The sequence below is a fragment of the Xanthomonas rydalmerensis genome, assembly GCF_033170385.1.
GTDB lineage: Bacteria > Pseudomonadota > Gammaproteobacteria > Xanthomonadales > Xanthomonadaceae > Xanthomonas_A > Xanthomonas_A rydalmerensis.
Genome location: NZ_CP126170.1, coordinates 2,226,167 through 2,244,089, shown reverse-complemented (window position 1 = coordinate 2,244,089; position 17,923 = coordinate 2,226,167). Strand labels below are relative to the sequence as shown.

Annotated in this window: 16 protein-coding genes; 10 read left to right on the top strand and 6 right to left on the bottom strand. The window is 69.9% G+C overall.

Going from position 1 to position 17,923, the window contains the following annotated elements:
* Positions 1–1,002: a restriction endonuclease gene (locus tag QN245_RS09315; protein WP_317845132.1), complete on the top strand. Its 1,002-nt coding sequence runs from the start codon at positions 1–3 to the stop codon at positions 1,000–1,002.
* Between the two features lie 298 nt (positions 1,003–1,300).
* Here QN245_RS09315 and QN245_RS09310 read toward each other — a convergent pair whose 3' ends face one another.
* The 3 genes from QN245_RS09310 to QN245_RS09300 form a co-directional block, all read right to left on the bottom strand.
* Complete coding sequence (locus QN245_RS09310; RefSeq protein WP_317845131.1) at positions 1,301–3,289, bottom strand: SDR family oxidoreductase; 1,989 nt, start codon at positions 3,287–3,289, stop codon at positions 1,301–1,303.
* A 176-nt stretch (positions 3,290–3,465) separates the two neighbouring features.
* Positions 3,466–4,197 (bottom strand): histidine utilization transcriptional repressor HutC, encoded by a 732-nt coding sequence (hutC, locus tag QN245_RS09305; RefSeq protein ID WP_317845130.1) that lies wholly within the window; start codon positions 4,195–4,197, stop codon positions 3,466–3,468.
* A gap of 49 nt (positions 4,198–4,246) precedes the next feature.
* Positions 4,247–5,644, bottom strand: a complete 1,398-nt coding sequence (locus tag QN245_RS09300; protein ID WP_317845129.1) for a formimidoylglutamate deiminase — start codon at positions 5,642–5,644, stop codon at positions 4,247–4,249.
* A 63-nt stretch (positions 5,645–5,707) separates the two neighbouring features.
* Here QN245_RS09300 and hutI point away from each other — a divergent pair, with 63 nt between their 5' ends.
* From hutI to QN245_RS09260, 8 genes are all read left to right on the top strand, one after another.
* Positions 5,708–6,910: an imidazolonepropionase gene (gene hutI, locus QN245_RS09295; protein WP_317845335.1), complete on the top strand. Its 1,203-nt coding sequence runs from the start codon at positions 5,708–5,710 to the stop codon at positions 6,908–6,910.
* Positions 6,907–8,445: a histidine ammonia-lyase gene (gene hutH, locus QN245_RS09290; RefSeq protein ID WP_317845128.1), complete on the top strand. Its 1,539-nt coding sequence runs from the start codon at positions 6,907–6,909 to the stop codon at positions 8,443–8,445. The genes hutI and hutH overlap by 4 nt, the downstream gene beginning before the upstream one ends.
* A gap of 107 nt (positions 8,446–8,552) precedes the next feature.
* Positions 8,553–9,416, top strand: coding sequence for an N-formylglutamate deformylase (gene hutG / locus QN245_RS09285; protein ID WP_317845127.1), 864 nt, complete (start codon positions 8,553–8,555; stop codon positions 9,414–9,416).
* A gap of 50 nt (positions 9,417–9,466) precedes the next feature.
* Positions 9,467–11,134 carry a urocanate hydratase gene (hutU, locus tag QN245_RS09280; RefSeq protein ID WP_317845126.1) on the top strand — a complete coding sequence of 556 codons (1,668 nt, stop codon included), beginning with the start codon at positions 9,467–9,469 and terminating at the stop codon, positions 11,132–11,134.
* A gap of 189 nt (positions 11,135–11,323) precedes the next feature.
* Positions 11,324–12,760 carry a serine hydrolase domain-containing protein gene (locus QN245_RS09275; protein ID WP_317845125.1) on the top strand — a complete coding sequence of 479 codons (1,437 nt, stop codon included), beginning with the start codon at positions 11,324–11,326 and terminating at the stop codon, positions 12,758–12,760.
* 145 nt (positions 12,761–12,905) lie between these two features.
* Entirely contained in the window at positions 12,906–13,727 is an 822-nt protein-coding gene (locus QN245_RS09270) for a hypothetical protein (protein ID WP_317845124.1), read from the top strand.
* 105 nt (positions 13,728–13,832) lie between these two features.
* Positions 13,833–14,090 (top strand): acyl-CoA-binding protein, encoded by a 258-nt coding sequence (locus tag QN245_RS09265; protein WP_010342548.1) that lies wholly within the window; start codon positions 13,833–13,835, stop codon positions 14,088–14,090.
* Positions 14,090–14,716 (top strand): TetR/AcrR family transcriptional regulator, encoded by a 627-nt coding sequence (locus QN245_RS09260; RefSeq protein WP_160967842.1) that lies wholly within the window; start codon positions 14,090–14,092, stop codon positions 14,714–14,716. The genes QN245_RS09265 and QN245_RS09260 overlap by 1 nt, the downstream gene beginning before the upstream one ends.
* A 59-nt stretch (positions 14,717–14,775) precedes the next feature.
* Here QN245_RS09260 and QN245_RS09255 read toward each other — a convergent pair whose 3' ends face one another.
* The 3 genes from QN245_RS09255 to QN245_RS09245 all read right to left on the bottom strand — a co-directional run bounded on the left by QN245_RS09255 (position 14,776) and on the right by QN245_RS09245 (position 16,694).
* Positions 14,776–15,255, bottom strand: a complete 480-nt coding sequence (locus tag QN245_RS09255) for a GNAT family N-acetyltransferase (RefSeq protein ID WP_317845123.1) — start codon at positions 15,253–15,255, stop codon at positions 14,776–14,778.
* A 162-nt stretch (positions 15,256–15,417) separates the two neighbouring features.
* A complete protein-coding gene (locus QN245_RS09250; protein WP_184447780.1) occupies positions 15,418–16,116 on the bottom strand; it encodes an SGNH/GDSL hydrolase family protein in 699 nt (232 codons plus the stop codon).
* Between the two features lie 161 nt (positions 16,117–16,277).
* Entirely contained in the window at positions 16,278–16,694 is a 417-nt protein-coding gene (locus QN245_RS09245) for a hypothetical protein (protein ID WP_184447779.1), read from the bottom strand.
* A gap of 158 nt (positions 16,695–16,852) precedes the next feature.
* Between QN245_RS09245 and QN245_RS09240 the strand changes: the two genes are divergently transcribed.
* Complete coding sequence (locus QN245_RS09240) at positions 16,853–17,707, top strand: tetratricopeptide repeat protein (protein ID WP_317845122.1); 855 nt, start codon at positions 16,853–16,855, stop codon at positions 17,705–17,707.
* Positions 17,708–17,923: the final 216 nt, after the last annotated feature.

The window sequence follows — 17,923 nt, the reverse complement described above, 5'->3', positions numbered from 1 at the left end:
ATGTTTTCCTGGATAGCGGCAGCGATCTTGGCGGTCGCGGCATGGCTGGCGGCCAGCCTCTACCTGTGGCTGGTGCGGCGCCGCGAAAACGAGACCATGGCCGGGCTGCACGCGCTGGCCGGGCTGCACTGGCGCGATTTCTCCTACATGGTGCGGCGCGCGATGCGCGAGCAGCGCGACCTGCAGGACGCCGCCGTCGACGAGCACGCCAGCCAGGAACCGCAAAGCGACTTCGTGATGACCCGCGGCGACGCGCGTTGGCTGCTGTCGTGCAAGCACGGACGGGCTTACCGGATCGGCTCGGCCGCGGTCAACGAACTGGGTGCGGCAGCGCGGCTGATGGGCGCGCAGGGCGGCATCCTGATCACCGAGGGCAAGGTGCAGCGCGACGGCATCGCCGCGGCCGAGAAACAGGCGGTGGAAATCCTCGACGGCCGGCGCATCTGGCCGATGCTCAAGCCCTACCTGCCCAGCGAACTGGAAGACGGCGTGATCGGCGCCAGCCGCCGCCGCGCGCAGCGCCACATCGCCATCGCCGGCCTGGCCTCGCTCGCGCTGGGCGTGGTGACCGGCGTCGGTGCCCTGGCCCTGCAGCAACCCGCGGAGCCGCCAGCTTCCGTGGCCGCACCTGTGCCACCGCCGGCGCCCGCCGCACCGGCAGCCCCCACGCAGGCCACCGCCGCGCCAACGAACAGCGCCCTCGCCGCGCCGCAACCAGCACTCGACGACACCGGCAACCTGGCCGAACCCGACCCCGCCACCGAACAGCGCCACCGCCAGGCGCTTTCCAAGACCCTGGCCGGCACCCCGGGCGTGATCCGCGGCATCTGGCAGACGCAGATGACCCTGGTGGTCGACCGCAGCGGCGACGACGCCCAGGTGTGGCCGCGCATCTGCCGCGAAGTGGAGCGCTACCCGAGCCTGCGCACCGTCCGCATCCAACTCAACCCGCGCCCCGGCCACGCCGAGCCGGTGCGCTGGCGGCAATGTAGGACGTTCTGATGAGCCGGGATTGGGGAATCGGGATTGGGGATTGGTAAAGGCGGCGGCGCTGCGACGGGTGGGCTGTTGCGAAGTCCTGCATTCCAATCAGGGCTCAATCACGCAGACGCCGCGTCGGCGCGGTCATTGCCATTTGCCCTAGGTCGCCTAGTTCTGAGGCAGCGCCTGCGCTGGCCGCTGCACGCCCCGCTGCGTCCCAGCGGAACGACAACGAGACCTCAGCCCACGCGAACGCGGATCCGATATCGGGAACCCGCTTTTGCGAATCCCCAATCCCAACTCCCCAATCCCCGCCCCACTACCAATGGACGCCCCGCATCAGCGCAGCAAACGCGATCTGCTCCTGGCTGGGCTTGGCCTCGCGTAGCGCCTTGCGGTCGCCCTTGGCCGCGGCCGAGTCGGGGAATAGTTCGAAGGCGGTGTTCATCACCACCTCGTAGGCCTTCGGCGCCACCGCGTTGACCAGGGCGGCGAAGATGCCCAGGCGCGTGGCCACGCGGCTGGGGCGTTCGATGATCGCCTTGACCATCAGGTCGGCGGCCTCGTCCACGCTCAGGGTCGGCACGCTGTCGTACATCTTGGTCGGGGCGATCATCGGCGTCTTCACCAGCGGCATGTTGACCGTGGTGAAGCTGATGCCCTTGCCCGACAGCTCGCCCTGCGCGCAGCGGCTCCAGGCGTCCAGCGCGGCCTTGGAGGCGACGTAGGCGGAGAAGCGCGGCGAGTTGGCCAGCACGCCGATCGAGCTGACGTTGATGATGTGGCCCTTGCGCCGCGCGGTCATGCCCGGCAGCACGCCCATGATCAGACGCAGGCTGCCGAAGTAGTTCAGTTGCATGGTCCGCTCGAAATCGTGGAAGCGGTCGTAGCTCAGTTCGATCGAGCGGCGGATCGAGCGGCCGGCGTTGTTGATCAGCACATCGACATGGCCGTGCGCCTCCAGCACGGTCTTGAGCAGGCGGTCGCAGTCGGACAGGTCGGACAGGTCGGCGGTATAGGCGAAGACCTTGCCGCCCTTGGCGTTCATCGCATCGCGCGCGGCATGCAGTTCCTGCTCGCCGCGGGCCACGATGACGGTGATGGCGCCGGCCTCGGCCACCCGCTGCGCGGTAGCCAGGCCGATGCCCGAGGAGCCGCCGGTGATCAGCACCACCTTGCCGCGGACCTTGCCCTTGAGCGAGCGGTCGACGAACAGATCCGGGTCCAGGTGCCGCTCCCAGTGGTCCCACAGGCGCCAGGCGTAGTCTTCCAGCCGCGGCACGGCGATGCCGCTGCCCTTCAGCGCGCGCTCGGTCTCGCGGCTGTCGAAGCGCGTGGGATAGGTGATGAACTTCAGCACCTCGCGCGGGATGCGGAAATCGCGCAGCAGCATGCCGGTGAAGCGGCGGATCGGCGGCAGGCTGCCGACCGCGGCGCGGATGCTCGAGGGCACGAACGCGAACATGCGCGCGTCCACCCGCAAGGTCATCTCCGGCGCGTGGCCGGCGCGGCAGAACACGTTGAGCACCTCGCCCACGCGCAGCGGCTCGGGGTCGGTGAGGTGGAAGGTATGGCCGTCGAGCTTGGACTTGTGCGCGATGTGGTCCATCGCGTCGGCGACGAAGTCCACCGGCACCAGGTTGATCCGCCCGCCCTCGATGCCCAGCATCGGCGCCCACGGCGGCAGCAGTTGGCGCAGCTTCTTGATCAGCGGAAAGAAGTAGTACGGTCCGTCGATCTTGTCGATGGCGCCGGTGCGCGAATCGCCGACCACCATCGCCGGGCGGTAAATGCGCCACTTGATCCGGGTCTCGGCGCGCACCAGCGCCTCGGCATCGTGCTTGGTGCGCAGGTAGGGATCGTCCAGCCCCTCGGCTTCCTCGAACATGTCCTCGCGGAAGATGCCCGGGTACAGCCCGGCCACCGCGATCGAACTGGTGTGGTGGAAGATGCCGGCGCCAATTTGCGCGGCCAGTTCCAGCGCGTTGCGGGTGCCGTCGAGGTTGGCGACGCGCTGTTCCTCGGCCTTGGCGGTGAGGTCGTACAGCGCGGCCAGGTGGAAGAAATGCTTGACCTTGCCGTGCAGCGCCTTGCGCTGCGCCGCGTCCAGCCCGCAGCAGTCGGCGCCGACGTCGCCGTGCAGTACCACCAGGCGCTTGGGATCCCACCCCTGCTCGCGGACCAGCGTATCGAACTTGCGCTGCGACTCCTTGCGCAGCAGGACATGCACGGTGCCCTTGCGCCGCATCAGGTTGGCCATCAGATAGCGGCCGATGAAACCGGTGGCGCCTGTCACGAAATACGTCATGCCGAACCATCCCTCGTTCCGCGGCCACGGCCCCTCGCCCAGCCCCGGCGCTAACTTGCCAGAGTGCGGCGGACAGGACAAACGCACGCTGGAGTATGGTGAGTGCGTGCGCGCCGTGCTGCATCACAGCATCGCAGTGCGCCTATGTGGCGACGCTCGTGTGCAGTGCGCCGGCTTCAGCGCGCGCCGGGCGAAAACCGCGCGACCAGGTCGTAGGTGTCGCCGAGGAACACCTGGCGCACGAAGGTCACCGCCTGCTCGCCGCGCCAGGTGCGGCGGTCGATCAACAGGCAGGCCGTGCCGGCCGGCACCTGCAGGCGCGCCGCCTGCGCGGCACTGGCGCCGACCGCGCTGATGCGGTGTTCGGCGCGCGTCCACGGCACATGCTGCAGCAGCCAACTGCCGGGCACGGTGACCGCGAAGTCCATCTGCAAGGCCTCGGGCACCGCCACCGGATTGATCACCCGTTCCTCCAACGCGAACGGACGACCATCGGCGTAGTGCAGGCACTGCAGCGCCAGCAGGCTGCCCCCGGCGGCGACCTCGGCTTCCTGTGGCAGCGCCGCGCGCGGTGCGCGCTGCTGCCGCTCCAGCAATTCGAAGCGGTAGGCATGACCACGCGCGGCGACCTCGACCGGGATGTCCGGGATCTCCAGCGCGACCTGCTCCATGTGCGGATGCGGCCGCGCCACGAACGAACCGGCGCGGCGCCGGCGTTCGATCATGCCGGCGTCGGCGAGCAGCGCCAGCACCTTGTTGACGGTCATCCGCGAGCAGCCGTACTGCGCCATCAACTCGTGTTCGAACGGAATGCGATGGCCGGGCGGCCACTCACCGCTGCGGATATGCGCCTCGATGTCGCGGCGGATGCGCTGGCTGAGCGGCAGGATCGGTGCAGCCGGCGTCATCGGCGGTCCGTGCCGCGGCAGACAGCACACAGCGCGCGGGTGCCGCGGCTCATGCGTCCAGCAGCCGGGTCAGCGCGCGCGCATAGCGGGCGGCCACGCCCTCGCGCTGCAGGTGGCGGCCTTCGCGTACCAGCGCGCGGCCGTGGCGCCAGACCGAACGCACCGCGCCGCCGCGCGCGGCGAACAGCCAGCTGTCCAGCCAGGCATCGCCATGGCGCGCCTGCAAGGCCGGATGCGCGGCGTCCAGTTCGACCAGATCGGCCGGCGCGCCCTCGCACAGGCCCTGGGCCACGCCGAGCGCCTGCGCCGCGCCCTGCGCCGCGGACTGGAACAGCAGGCGACCACTGGACAGCGCGGTGTCGCCGGTCAGTACGTTGCGCCCGCGCAGGCTCAGGCGCTGACCGTATTCGAGCAGGCGCAGTTCCTCGGCCGCATCGATCAGCACGTTGGAATCGGAGCCGACGCCGAAGCGGCCGCCGGCGCGCAGGAACGCCGGCATCGGAAACAGGCCGTCGCCGAGGTTGGCCTCGGTGATCGGGCACAGTCCGACCACGGCGCCGCTGGCGGCGATGCCCTGCACTTCGGCGGCGTCGACATGGGTGGCGTGGACCAGGCACCAGCGCGCATCCACCGGCGCGTGCGCCAGCAGCCATTGCACCGGCCGTTGCCCGCTCCAGGCCAGGCAGGCGTCGACCTCGCGGGTCTGTTCGGCGATATGGATGTGCACCGGGCCATCGCACAGCGGCAGCAGGGTCGCCAGTTCGTCTGGGGTGACCGCGCGCAGGCTGTGCGGGGCCAGGCCCAGCACCGCGTCGTCCAGCCCCTGCAGGGCACGGCGGCTGCCGTCCAGCAGCGCGGCGAAACCGTCGACGTCGTGCAGCAGGCGCTGCTGCGCCGGGTTCGGCGCGGCGCCGCCGAAGTCGGCATGCGCGTAGAACACCGGCAGCAGGGTCAGGCCGATGCCGCTGGTCTGCGCCGCCGCGGCCAGGCGCTGCGCCATCTCGGCACGGTCGGCATAGGGCCGGCCGTCGGCGGCGTGATGCACGTAATGGAACTCGCCGACCCTGGTGAAGCCGGCCTCGAGCATCTCCACGTAGGCCTGCTCGGCGATGGCCTGCAGATCGTCGGGGCTCAGCCGCTGCAGGAAGCGGTACATCAGTTCGCGCCAGCTCCAGAAGCTGTCGCCGCTGCGCCCGCCGATCTCGGTGAGCCCAGCCATGCCACGCTGGAAGGCGTGGCTGTGCAGATTGCCCAGCCCGGGCACCACGATGTCCAGGCGCCGATCGCCCGTGGCCGCGGGCACGCCGCGCTCCACCGTGGCGATGCGACCACCGCGCACGCCAATGCGCACGTCGCGCGCCCAGCCCTGCGGCAGCAGCGCGTGCGCGCACCAGAATTCGCCCGATCCCGCATTGCCACTGGCCTGCTGTTGCGCCTGGGTCTGCACTGGACACCCTCCATCGACCGCAATATTGTATATACAAAATAAACGACGAGCCCGCCCGTGACCATGCCCTGCGACACGCTCTGGCACAACGCGCACCTGATGACGCTGGACGCCGAGGACGGCGGAGTGGGGCTGGTCCACGACGGCGTGGTGGCCTGCCGCGACGGGCGCATCGTCTACGCCGGCGCCGCCGCGCAATTGCCCGGCCCGCTGTCGGCACAACGCAGCATCGATTGCGGCGGGCGCTGGATCGGCCCCGGCCTGATCGACTGCCACACCCATCTGGTCTATGCCGGCAACCGCGCCGGCGAGTTCGAGCAGCGATTGCTCGGCGCCAGCTACGCCGACATCGCCCGCGCCGGCGGCGGCATCGTCTCCACGGTGCGCGCCACCCGTGCCGCCGACGAGGACGCCCTGCTCGCCGCCAGCCTGCCGCGGCTCGACGCGCTGCTGGCCGAAGGCGTGACCACGGTGGAGATCAAGTCCGGCTACGGCCTGACCCTGGAGGACGAACTGCGCCTGCTGCGCGTGGCGCGGCGCCTGGGCGAACTCCGCCCCGTGGCAGTGTCGCCGACCTTCCTCGGCGCGCACGCCGTGCCGCCCGGGGCCGAGGCGCAGGCCTACATCGACGAGGTCTGCGACAGCATGATACCGGCCGTCGCCGCGCAGGGCCTGGCCGAGGCGGTGGACGTGTTCTGCGAGCATCTGGCGTTCACCCCGGCGCAGACCGAGCAGGTCTTCCAGGCCGCGCAGCGCCACGGCCTGGCGCTGAAGATCCATGCCGAGCAACTGTCCAACCAGGGCGGCGCGGCGCTGGCCGCACGCTACGGCGCGCGCTCGGCCGACCATGTCGAATACCTGGACGACGCAGGCGTCGCCGCGATGGCTGCCGCCGGCACTGTCGCGGTGCTGCTGCCGGGCGCGTTCTATTTCACCCGCGACACCCAGCTGCCGCCGATCGCCGCGCTGCGCGCCGCGGGCGTGCCGCGCGCGCTGGCCACCGACTGCAACCCCGGCACCTCGCCGCTGACCAGTCCGCTGCTGGCGATGAACCTGGCGGCGACGCTGTTCCGGCTGACCGTAGCCGAGTGCATCGCCGGCTTCACCCGCGAGGCGGCGCGCGCGCTCGGGCGCCAGGACCAGGTCGGCCGGCTGCGCGCCGGGCTGGCCTGCGACCTGGCGATCTGGGACATCGCCGAACCGGCCGAATTGGTCTATCGCATGGGCTTCAACCCACTGCATGCGCGTATATGGAGAGGACAATGAGCGACGACGAGATCCTGCTGCGCCCCGGCGCGGTGAGCCTGGCGCAGTGGCGCGCCGTGTACCGCGGCGCCAGCGTACGCCTGGACCCGGCCTGCGCCGACGCAGTGCTGCGCAGCGCGCGCACCGTGGAGGCGATCGTCGCCACCGGCGCGCCGGTGTACGGCATCAACACCGGTTTCGGCAAGCTGGCCAGCGTGCGCATCGAGCGCGAGGACCTGCAGGCCCTGCAGCGCAACATCGTGCTGTCGCACGCGGCCGGGGTCGGCGCGCCGATGCCGGTGCCGGTGGTGCGGCTGATGATGGCGCTGAAGCTGGCCAGCCTGGCCCAGGGCGCCTCCGGCGTGCAGCCGCAGACGCTGGCGCTGCTGGAGGCGCTGCTGCACCACGAGGTGATCCCGGTGGTGCCGTGCCAGGGCTCGGTCGGCGCCTCCGGCGACCTGGCGCCGCTGGCGCACCTGGCCACGGTGATGCTCGGCGTCGGCGAGGCCTTCGTCGGCGACGCGCGCCTGCCGGCGGCGCAGGCGCTGGCCCAGGCCGGGCTGCAGCCGCTGACGCTCGGCGCCAAGGAGGGCCTGGCACTGCTCAACGGCACCCAGTTCTCCACCGCCTATGCGCTGGCGGGGCTGTTCGAGATCGAGCGCGTGTTCCATGCCGCGCTGGTCGCCGGCGCGCTGTCCACCGAGGCCGCGAAAGGCTCGGACACCCCGTTCGATCCGCGCATCCATGCGCTGCGCGGCCAGCCCGGGCAGATCGCCACCGCCGCCGCGCTGCGTGAATTGATGCACGACTCGGCGATCCGCGATTCGCACCGCGACAACGACGTGCGCGTGCAGGACCCGTACTGCCTGCGCTGCCAACCGCAGGTGATGGGCGCGGCGCTGGACGTGATGCGCCAGGCCGCCACCACCCTGGCCACCGAGGCCAACGGCGTCTCCGACAACCCGCTGGTGTTCAGCGATACCGGCGAGGCGCTGTCCGGTGGCAACTTCCACGCTGAGCCGGTGGCCTTCGCCGCCGACATGCTGGCGCTGGCGGTGTGCGAGATCGGCTCGATCAGCGAGCGCCGCGTCGCCATGCTGGTGGACCCGGCGCTGTCCGGGCTGCCGGCGTTCCTGACGCCCAAGCCCGGCCTCAACTCCGGCTTCATGATCCCGCAGGTGACCGCCGCGGCGCTGGTCTCGGAGAACAAGCAGCGCGCCTATCCGGCCAGCGTCGACTCGATCCCGACCTCGGCCAACCAGGAAGACCACGTGTCGATGGCCGCGCACGGCGCGCGGCGCCTGCTGGCGATGGCCGAGAACGCGGCCAACGTGGTCGGTATCGAATTGCTGGCGGCCGCGCAGGGCTGCGACTTCCACGCGCCGCTGCGCTCCAGCGCCGCCCTGGAAGCGGCACGCGCGCTGCTGCGCGCCCGCGTGCCGGCGCTGCAGGACGACCGCTATTTCCACCCGGACATGCTGGCCGCCACCGCGCTGGTGCGCGACGGCGCGCTGGCCGCGGCGGTGGGGATGCCGTTGCCCGAGGTCAGCGTCTAATCCGACGACCCCTTGTAGGAGCGGCTTTAGCCGCGACCGGGCTTTCCCGGCAATGCCCTGTCGCGGCTAAAGCCGCTCCTACAGAACAGCACAACCCGCGAGGCCGTATGACATCCCTGCCCGACTGGCTCACCGTGCACCGCGGCGATGCGCCGCTGATCGTCAGCTTCCCGCATACCGGCACCGAGTTGCCGGAGGCGCTGGCCGAGCGTTTCGTCTCGCCATGGCTGGCGCAGCGCGATGCCGACTGGTGGGTGCACCTGCTGTACGACTTCGCCAAGACACTCGGCGCGACCACCGTGCGCACCGCGATCTCGCGCTCGGTGATCGACGTCAACCGCGACCCGGCCGGGGTGTCGCTGTATCCCGGCCAGAACACCACCGGGCTGTGCCCGCTGACCACCTTCGACGCGCAACCGCTGTACCGGCCCGGCGCCGAGCCGGATGCGACCGAGATCGACGCGCGCCGCACGCGCTGGTTCGCGCCCTACCACGCCGCGCTGGATGCGGAGATCGCGCGCCTGCGCGCCCGGCACCCGGCGATCGTGGTGTACGACGCGCATTCGATCCGCTCGCGCATTCCGCACCTGTTCGACGGCGAGCTGCCGCAGTTCAACATCGGCAGTGCCGGCGCCTCCGGTGCGGTGGATAGCAGTTGCGCGGCGGAGCTGACCGATGCGGTGGAGCGCGTCTGCGCCGATAGCGGCTTCAGCCATGTGCGCAACGGCCGCTTCAAGGGTGGCTGGAGCACCCGCCACCACGGCGCGCCGGCCGACGGCGTGCACGCGATCCAGATGGAACTGGCCTGCCGCGGCTACATGCACGAGCCGGACACGGTCGACCCCAGCACCTGGCCGTCACCCTGGCAACCCGACCACGCCGCGCCGCTGCGCGCGGTGCTGCAGCAGGTGCTGCAGGCCTGCCTCGCCTTCGCCCGCAGCCCCGCCGCATCCGGCCGCGTCGCCAACTGACGCGCGCGCACCGCGTTCCGCCTTCCGCGCATCCACCTGAGGATTCCCGCATGACCCGCCTCGACGCCACCCGCCGCATCCACGCCCCCACCGGCAGCACGCTCACCGCCAAGAGCTGGCTGACCGAAGCGCCGCTGCGCATGCTGATGAACAACCTGCACCCGGACGTGGCCGAGCGCCCGCAGGAACTGGTGGTGTACGGCGGCATCGGCCGCGCGGCGCGCGACTGGGAATCCTTCGACGCGATCGTGGAAACGCTCAAGCGCCTGGACGACGACCAGACCCTGCTGGTGCAGTCGGGCAAGCCGGTCGGCGTGTTCCGCACCCATGCCGACGCGCCGCGGGTGCTGATCGCCAACTCCAACCTGGTGCCGCGCTGGGCCAACTGGGACCACTTCAACGAGCTGGATAAAAAGGGCCTGGCCATGTACGGCCAGATGACCGCCGGCAGCTGGATCTACATCGGCGCGCAGGGCATCGTCCAGGGCACCTACGAAACCTTCGTGGAAATGGGCCGGCAGCACTACGGCGGCGACCTGTCCGGGAAGTGGCTGTTCACCGGCGGCCTCGGCGGCATGGGCGGCGCGCAGCCGCTGGCCGCGGTGATGGCCGGCGCCTCGTGCCTGGCGGTGGAGTGCCGCAAGAGCAGCATCGAGATGCGCCTGCGCACCGGCTACCTGGACACCTGGACCGATAATCTGGACGAGGCGCTGCGCCTGATCGGCGAATCGTGCACGGCAAAGAAGCCGCTGTCGGTCGGCCTGCTCGGCAATGTCGCCGACGTGCTGGATGAACTGCTGGTCCGTGGCGTCAAGCCGGACCTGCTGACGGATCAGACCTCCGCGCACGACCCGGTCAACGGCTACCTGCCGCAGGGCTGGAGCGTCGAGCAGTGGGACGAAAAGCGCGCGAGCGCGCCCAAGGAAGTGGAGGCCGCCGCGCGCGACTCGATGGCCAACCACATCCGCGCCATGCTCGCCTTCCACGCGCTGGGTGTGCCGACCGTGGACTACGGCAACAATCTGCGGCAGATGGCGCTGGAAGAAGGCGTCACCGATGCATTCGATTTCCCCGGCTTCGTCCCCGCCTACATCCGCCCTCTGTTCTGCCGCGGCGTCGGCCCGTTCCGCTGGGCCGCGCTGAGCGGCGACCCGGAGGACATCGCCAGGACCGACGCCAAGGTCAAGGAACTGATCCCGGACAACCCGCACCTGCACCGCTGGCTGGACATGGCCGCCGAGAAGATCAAGTTCCAGGGCCTGCCGGCGCGCATCTGCTGGGTCGGCCTGGGCGACCGCGACCGCCTGGGACTGGCGTTCAACGAGATGGTCGCCAAGGGCGAACTGAAGGCGCCGGTGGTGATCGGCCGCGACCATCTGGACAGCGGCAGCGTCGCCTCGCCGAACCGCGAGACCGAAGCCATGGCCGACGGCTCGGACGCGGTCTCCGACTGGCCGCTGCTCAACGCCCTGCTCAACACCGCCAGCGGCGCCACCTGGGTGTCGCTGCACCACGGCGGCGGCGTCGGCATGGGCTTCTCGCAGCACGCCGGCATGGTCATCGTCTGCGACGGCACCGAGGCCGCGGCCAGGCGCATCGCCCGGGTGTTGTGGAACGACCCGGCCACGGGGGTGATGCGGCATGCCGATGCGGGCTACCCGATCGCGATGGACTGCGCGAAGGAGAAGGAACTGGATCTGCCGGGTATTCTGGGTTGATCGGGTGCCGACGAGGGGTGCTGGCCACTGGCCGGCATCCGCCTGCATTCTGTCGCGCCAAGGTGCGCCCGGCCCGATAGGCAAAGGTGCATGCCTGCGATCCGCAGTCGAGCAAGGCGCGCCTCGCGACGCTTGACCCTGTTTTCCAGGGCACCCATGATGCGCCATCGCCACTGATGGATCACCGCGATGGTTCGCGCCCTTGCTGCCACGCTGCTCTGCACCTTGCTCGGCAGCATGCCTGCCTCGGCTCGGGATAGCGCGGACACCCTTGCCGCGCGACTGGACGCGCAACTGCAGGTCAACCGCGAACGCTATGGTATTGCCGGCCAGGCGGTGCTGGTCGCGCACAACGGTCGGGTGCTCTACCAGGGCGCCAGTGGCGAACGCGATCCGGCCAGCCACGCGCCGGCCACCGTCGATTCCATCTTCACCGCGCAGTCGATGGCCAAGCTGTTGACCAGTACGCTGGTGATGCAGTTGGTGGATCAGGGCAAGGTGGATCTGGATGCCCCAGCCAGCCGCTACGTTCCGCAGCTGCCGGCCGCGTGGCAGACGATCCACGTCCGCGATTTCCTCAATCACAGTTCCGGCATCGCCGAGTACTACGACCGCGTGGACAACCGCTGGGTGAGCAAGGGCTACCCCGGCGTGGCACCCGACCTTGCCGCCGCACTGAAGGTGGCCGGCGCGGCACCGATGCAGTTCGCCACCGGCAGCCGGGTGCAGTACACCCAGGCCAACTACCTGGTGCTGACCGCCCTGCTGGAAGCGCACTACCGCAAGCCCTACCCCGCCATCGCGCGCGAACGCATCCTGCGGCCGCTACAGATGCGCAGTACGTCGTGGGGCCGGGCCAGCGTCCCGCCGGATCGCGCGGCGGTGCCGTATCTCGGCAAGGACGGCGCGCTGCAGCCGGCCGATGAAGACCCCTGGCCGAACTACGGCTGGGGCCACGCCGATCTGCAGACCAGCGTCGGCGACATGAACAGCTTCCTGCAGGCACTGGCCACCGGCAGGCTGGTGCCGACGGCGACGCTGGAACGACTGTGGCAGCCGCAGACGCTGGCCGGCGGCGGCAGCAATTTCTTCTCCACCGGTTGGGATACCACCCGCAGCGATGGCTACACCCAGGTCGGCCACGATGGCGGCACCCGCGTGCGGGCGCGGCTGGCCTACAAAGGCAGCCTGCGCAATGGCTACTGGATCTTCGTGTATTTCACCAACGGCAGCGCCCGCAATGTCTGGTCCAGCACGCTGGTGGACAGCACGATGGCGCAGGCCGCCCCGAAGGAATTCCCGCATGCGCTGCTCTCCGAGCGCTTGATCGCCTATGCGCTGGACGATGGCGCCGGCGCGACGGATGCCATGCGCGCGTGGCTGCACGACGGCAACGGCGTCCCTGCCAGCGAACAGGAGCGCGCGATCAACGCCAGCGGCTACGCCATCCGCGAGAGCCTCGGCGCTGCCAGGGCGCTGAAGGTATTCACCCTCAACACCGTGCTGTTTCCGGACTCGGCCAACGTCTGGGACAGCCTGGCCGAATGTCACGCAGCACTGGGCGATGCGGAGATCGCCAAGGCGCTGTACGCCAAGTCGAAGGCGCTGTCCAAGCCCGCTCCCTAGCGTCGCGACAGCCCACGCGCTACCTGTCCGGGGCGTCGGACGGTGGCTGTCACCTCAAACCGGAACTGCGTCACCCCTCGAACGATAGACCCTCAAGTTCGGCGGAAACACGCCGACAAGGGATGCATCGTTTCAAGGAGCCTGCATGGGCATCCTGATCTACCTCACTCCTGCCGTGGCGCTGTGGGCTGCCGTTGCCACAGCGTTCGCGCATGGCTTGTTCCAGCGTCTGGGGCATGCCTATCGACGCGACGCGACTGCGAAGGAGGCCATCGCGCGGTATCAGGCGGCGCTGAGCCAGCTGAAGGCGCAGGCCGCCGCCAGCGCGCAGGAACTGGAAACATTGCGCCAGGACCACGAGCGCCTGCGCGCGACCCTCGAATACGAGGCGGCGCCCGCGGCGGCGGCGCCCACGGCGGCCGCGTCCGCCACTGCCGCACCTGCCACGGCAGCGCCGAAGGCGGCGCCAGCGCCGGTGCCGGCTGCGCCGCCGTCGACCATCGCCCTGGCGCAAATCGACATCGCCGACGAGGTCGGCACCCTGCTTGCCCACGTCGCCCGCGTGGCGCGCAGCATCCGCCGCTACAGCGCCTACAGCCGCGGCCACAACGGGCCGGAGCCGGCCAGCGCGCGCTACGACCTGCACTGGCTGTCCGACTGCCTGCACAACCTCGACCAGGTCGGCCACGCCCTGGCCCGCAACAACATGGAAACCCTGACCGCGGCCTGCACCGAACTGCTGACCATGTACGAGCAGTACCTGCGCGACGGCTCCGGCTACAACAGTCGCGACACCTTCCAGCGGCTCGGCAGCCAGGTGCCGCTGGCCGAAGTGACCGATGCGATCCGCTCGATCGCGGCCAAGGCCTCGCTGGCGCGGCAGGCACAGGCGGCGCACGAACAGGCCGCGCACGCGCACGAACGCATCGCCGACACCCGGCAGCTCGACGCATTGTCGATGCTGTGACCCCAGCGTCCGCGCCGGCCGCCGCAGGCGCGGACGGCCACGGACCGCGTTGACCCGGCCGGTCGCCCGTGCTGTGATGCCTGCCGGTCAGGGCGGAGCGGGATCATGGCGGACAGCAAGGCAGCCTTCGAGAAAGCGGTCCAGGACATCAAGCAACGCGCGGAGCGTCCCGACAACGACACCCTGTTGCGGCTCTACGCGCTGTACAAGCAAGGCTCGGAGGGCGACGTGAGCGGCGCCAAGCCCGGCTTCTTCGACTTCGTCGGCACCGCCAAGTACGAGGCCTGGGCCAAGCTCAAGGGCATGCCGCAGGCCGACGCGCAGAAGAAGTACGTGGACCTGGTGAAGAAGCTGCTGGCCTGATGGCCCGCGACACCCGGCGGCGCATCCTCGAGACCGCCCTTGCGATGTTCAACGCGCAGGGCGAGCCGCACGTCACCACCAACCACATCGCCGACGAGCTGGAGATCAGCCCCGGCAACCTGTACTACCACTTCCGCAACAAGGACGACATCATCGAGCACCTGTTCGCGCGCTATGAGGAGCGCATGGACGCGGCGCTGGCGCTGCCGAGTGCGCGCCTGCCCGGGCTGGAGGACATCTGGCTGCAGTTGCACCTGGTGTTCGAGTGCATCTGGGACTACCGCTTCCTGTACCGCGATCTGGTCGAGATCCTCAGCCGCAGCCGGCGCCTGCGCCTGCGCTTCGCGCGCATCCTGCGCCGCGCCGACGCCAGCGTGCAGGCGGTGTTCCAGGGGTTGGCGCAGACCGGGGCGATGCGCGCCAGCGCCCAGGAACTGGCGGGCGTGGCCACCAACGCGCTGGTGGTGGCCACGTTCTGGCTCAACTACGCGGCCGCACGCGGCGAAAAGGACGAGCAAGTGGCGATCCGCCACGGCATCGTGCAGGTGATGCGGCTGATCGCGCCGTTCCTGCGCGAGGCCGAACGCGCGCACCTGGCCGCGCTGATGGACGCCTATCTGGATTGAGGCACCCCGCCCAGCGCCTCAGCGCGCGGGGGCGCGGGGGCGCGGGGGCGCGACGACGATCAGCCGTTAGCGATGTCGCCGTCGAGCTGGTAGACCTTGTACACCAAACCCGGCGGCGTGCGATAGGTGCGAAAGCCGATGGCCTCGTAGTACGCCTGGCCGAGCGCGTTGTCGGCAGCGATGCTGGCGTCGATGCGGGTCAGCCCGGCGCCACGCGCCGCCGCGCAGGTGGCGCGGAACAGCGCACTGCCGACGCCGCGGCGGGCGCCACGCGGATCGACGTGGGTGCCGATGATGCCCCAGCCCTCGGCGACGTCGTAGGCATTGCCGGGCCGCGCGATCCGCAGCGACTGGAAACCGAGGACGCGTCCCTCGGCGTCTTCGGCCAGTACGCACTGCAGGCGATCGGGATGCTGCAGGTAGGTCGCGCGCACCGTCGCCGGGTCGGTCGGCGCCTTGCGCAGCCCGGCCGCGAAGATCGCGTTCTGCACGGCGACCATCGCCTCGGCATCGTCGAGCGTTGCTGGCCGGATCTGCATGCTGTGGGCGTCTCGGATCGGGTCGTGGCCGGCGAGTATGCCCGAGCGCAGCCGGCCCTGCGCGCATCCGGACGCGCACACCGAGTCATGCTGATGGACGCCCAGCGCAACTGAGCGCAGGTCTCCTGCAGCGTTGCGGTTGCAGCGCCGGCTCGACGAAAACTACTTCAACAGCTCGACCACCTTATCGGCGATGAGCTGATGCCCCTTTGCATTCGGATGATTCGACTGCGCCATCAGGTCTTGCCGATTCCCCTGGTAGGCCGCAAAGGCCGCGTAGGAATCGACCAACGAGACACCTTCTGTCTTCGCGAGCTTGCGGATCATGTCGACCTGTTCGAGCAAGGTCGACTTGGCCGCCGGCGGATCGCCCTTCAGATCAATACTCGGCGTCATCAGCACCACGCATGCATTCGCCGCACGTGCCTCACGGATCATCGCGGCGAGGTTGGAGCGCGACTGCGCGACAGTCAAATTGCGATCGTTGAGCCCATAATCGATCGTGATCACTCTCGGCAGATGTCCCAGGCCCTCTGCGACGAACCGGCTTAGCCCCTGACTGGAATTCTCGCCCCCCACCGCCGAGGTGATCACGTTGATGACCGCCGTTGGGTAAAGCTGCTCCAACGCATCGGCGATACGTTGCGGATACGCATCCTTGCTGTGCACCGCCGGGACGACGAAGTATCCAGCTGGCACGCTGTGCCCGAAGGTCACGATATTGATCGTGTGATTCTGCGGCCAGGCCAGTCTGAGTTCGTGCTTGACGGCGCCAAGACACGTCCCGCTATCCGCCGAGGTGGCGGCATGGGCGACGAAAGGAGCGGCCACCAGGCAGCTCAGCAACAGAATCGTTTTCATTCCTTATTGTGATCAATGAGAACTGTTTTGGCGAGCGTGCAACCGATCCCCCGAATCGCATGCAACGGCCTAAGGCAAGATCCCCATGCAAAGCGCCGCGTATGCCGCTGCAACACGGCGGCAGTCACGCTGACACCATTCCGGCGACGCCCGTGCTCGGGCTATCGCGCCCCTGCGCTGCGCTTGCTGGCGCTTCGCGACCGCCGCGCGGCCACGCGCTTTTTGGCGGCAGGCTTGGCGGGTTTGGGCGCGGCCGCACGTTTGCGCGAGGTAGCGTGCGGCGCGGCCTGCAACCCCAGCTTGACCAGCACCGGCTGCAGGCGCGCCTCGACCTCGGCGCTCAACGGCTGCACCTGGCCGCGCAACGCGGCGGCGCCCTCGCGCACGCTGCTCTCGGCCTCGTCGGCCAGTTGCGTGGCCAGCGCCTTCAGGGTCGCCGCGCCCTGCGCGGCATCGGCCGCGGCGGCCAGCGCGCGCTTGCGGGTCAGCGCGACCACGCCCAGCCCGGCCAGCCACAGGTGCCGCGGGTTCAGCCGGTCCGGCCGCAGCGCGGAGGTGGAACGCTTCTTGGTCGCCATCGCACGATCTCCAACTGGGCCGGCAGTGGCCCCGATGTGCGCCATGCTGGCGCCGGCGGCTTGAGCAAACACACTATCCGCCACCGCCCTTGCCACGCGCCCGCCGCAGCGCCATGCTCGGCGCGGACGCCGTGGCCGGCGCAGACAGGGAGATTCGCATGGCAGCAACATCGGGCGCGTGGGCGCCGTTTCCGTACGACGCCAAGGCCTACGCCTACGCCGGCGATGCGTTGAAGAAGGCCTGGCCCAAGCTGCACGCCGGCGACTGCGAACCCTACCCGGACCCGGCGCGCGCGCAGGCGCTGCTGGACGCGGCCGGCAAGGCCGGCAAGGGCCGCGACGCGCAGTCGCTGTCGGCGGCGCTGATCGAGGCCTGGCGGGCCTTCCACCACGGGCAGTTCCAGCAGGCCTACGAGGCGGGCAAGGCGTTGGGCGTGTTCGGCGCCTCGGTCGCGGTCAAGGCGATCGGCATCCACGCCGGCTATCTGGTCGACGACGAAAAAGAGCAATTGCAGCGGTTGCAACAGGCCGCGACGCTGGCCGAAGCGGCGATCGCCGCGCTGCCGGACGAAGCCAACAGCCACTACCGCCACGCCTTCGCGCTGGGCCGGTACAGCCAGGGACTGAGCATCGTCAAGGCGCTCAAGCAGGGCATCGCCAGCAAGGTGCGCGCGTCGCTGGAAGCGGCGCTGGAACTGGAACCCAAGCATGCCGAGGCGCACATGGCGCTGGCCCTGTACCACGCCGAGATCATCGGCAAGGTCGGGGCGATGATCGGCGGCCTGACCTACGGAGCCAAGGCCGCCACCGCCGAACAGCACATCCAGCAGGCGCTGGAGCTGGTGCCGGACGCACCGATCGCCCACGTCGAACACGCCAACGTGCTGCTGTTGCTGTACGGCGACAAGCGCGAGGACGCCGCGGCCGCGGCGTTCGAGAAGGCGGCCAAACTCAAGCCGCGCGATGCGATGGAAGCGCTGGATGCGGCGTTTGCGCGCGACCAGTTGGAGTAAGCGCCGCCCTGCGCTTGGCAGGCGTGACATGGGCGTGGGCAAACACGTCAGTTGCCACGCCTACCTCTGCGATCGCGATGCGTCGCCGGCACGGTCGTGTCTCGTAGGAGCGGCTTCAGCCGCGACAGGCTTTCCTAGGAGAACCTGTCGCGGCTGAAGCCGCTCCTACCTGCAGGTTGCGAATCGCACATGCCTCGCGCGGACGAATCGCGACGC

Excerpts from the sequence above, each read along its gene's own strand:
- hutH (WP_317845128.1), top strand. The coding sequence starts at position 6,907 with ATGAGCGACGACGAGATCCTGCTGCGCCCCGGCGCGGTGAGCCTGGCG.
- QN245_RS09250 (WP_184447780.1), bottom strand. The coding sequence starts at position 16,116 with ATGAAAACGATTCTGTTGCTGAGCTGCCTGGTGGCCGCTCCTTTCGTC.
- QN245_RS09265 (WP_010342548.1), top strand. The coding sequence starts at position 13,833 with ATGGCGGACAGCAAGGCAGCCTTCGAGAAAGCGGTCCAGGACATCAAG.
- QN245_RS09275 (WP_317845125.1), top strand. The coding sequence starts at position 11,324 with ATGGTTCGCGCCCTTGCTGCCACGCTGCTCTGCACCTTGCTCGGCAGC.
- QN245_RS09310 (WP_317845131.1), bottom strand. The coding sequence starts at position 3,289 with ATGACGTATTTCGTGACAGGCGCCACCGGTTTCATCGGCCGCTATCTG.
- hutU (WP_317845126.1), top strand. The coding sequence starts at position 9,467 with ATGACCCGCCTCGACGCCACCCGCCGCATCCACGCCCCCACCGGCAGC.
- QN245_RS09315 (WP_317845132.1), top strand. The coding sequence starts at position 1 with ATGTTTTCCTGGATAGCGGCAGCGATCTTGGCGGTCGCGGCATGGCTG.
- hutI (WP_317845335.1), top strand. The coding sequence starts at position 5,708 with ATGCCCTGCGACACGCTCTGGCACAACGCGCACCTGATGACGCTGGAC.
- QN245_RS09270 (WP_317845124.1), top strand. The coding sequence starts at position 12,906 with ATGGGCATCCTGATCTACCTCACTCCTGCCGTGGCGCTGTGGGCTGCC.
- hutG (WP_317845127.1), top strand. The coding sequence starts at position 8,553 with ATGACATCCCTGCCCGACTGGCTCACCGTGCACCGCGGCGATGCGCCG.
- QN245_RS09260 (WP_160967842.1), top strand. The coding sequence starts at position 14,090 with ATGGCCCGCGACACCCGGCGGCGCATCCTCGAGACCGCCCTTGCGATG.
- QN245_RS09240 (WP_317845122.1), top strand. The coding sequence starts at position 16,853 with ATGGCAGCAACATCGGGCGCGTGGGCGCCGTTTCCGTACGACGCCAAG.
- hutC (WP_317845130.1), bottom strand. The coding sequence starts at position 4,197 with ATGACGCCGGCTGCACCGATCCTGCCGCTCAGCCAGCGCATCCGCCGC.
- QN245_RS09245 (WP_184447779.1), bottom strand. The coding sequence starts at position 16,694 with ATGGCGACCAAGAAGCGTTCCACCTCCGCGCTGCGGCCGGACCGGCTG.
- QN245_RS09255 (WP_317845123.1), bottom strand. The coding sequence starts at position 15,255 with ATGCAGATCCGGCCAGCAACGCTCGACGATGCCGAGGCGATGGTCGCC.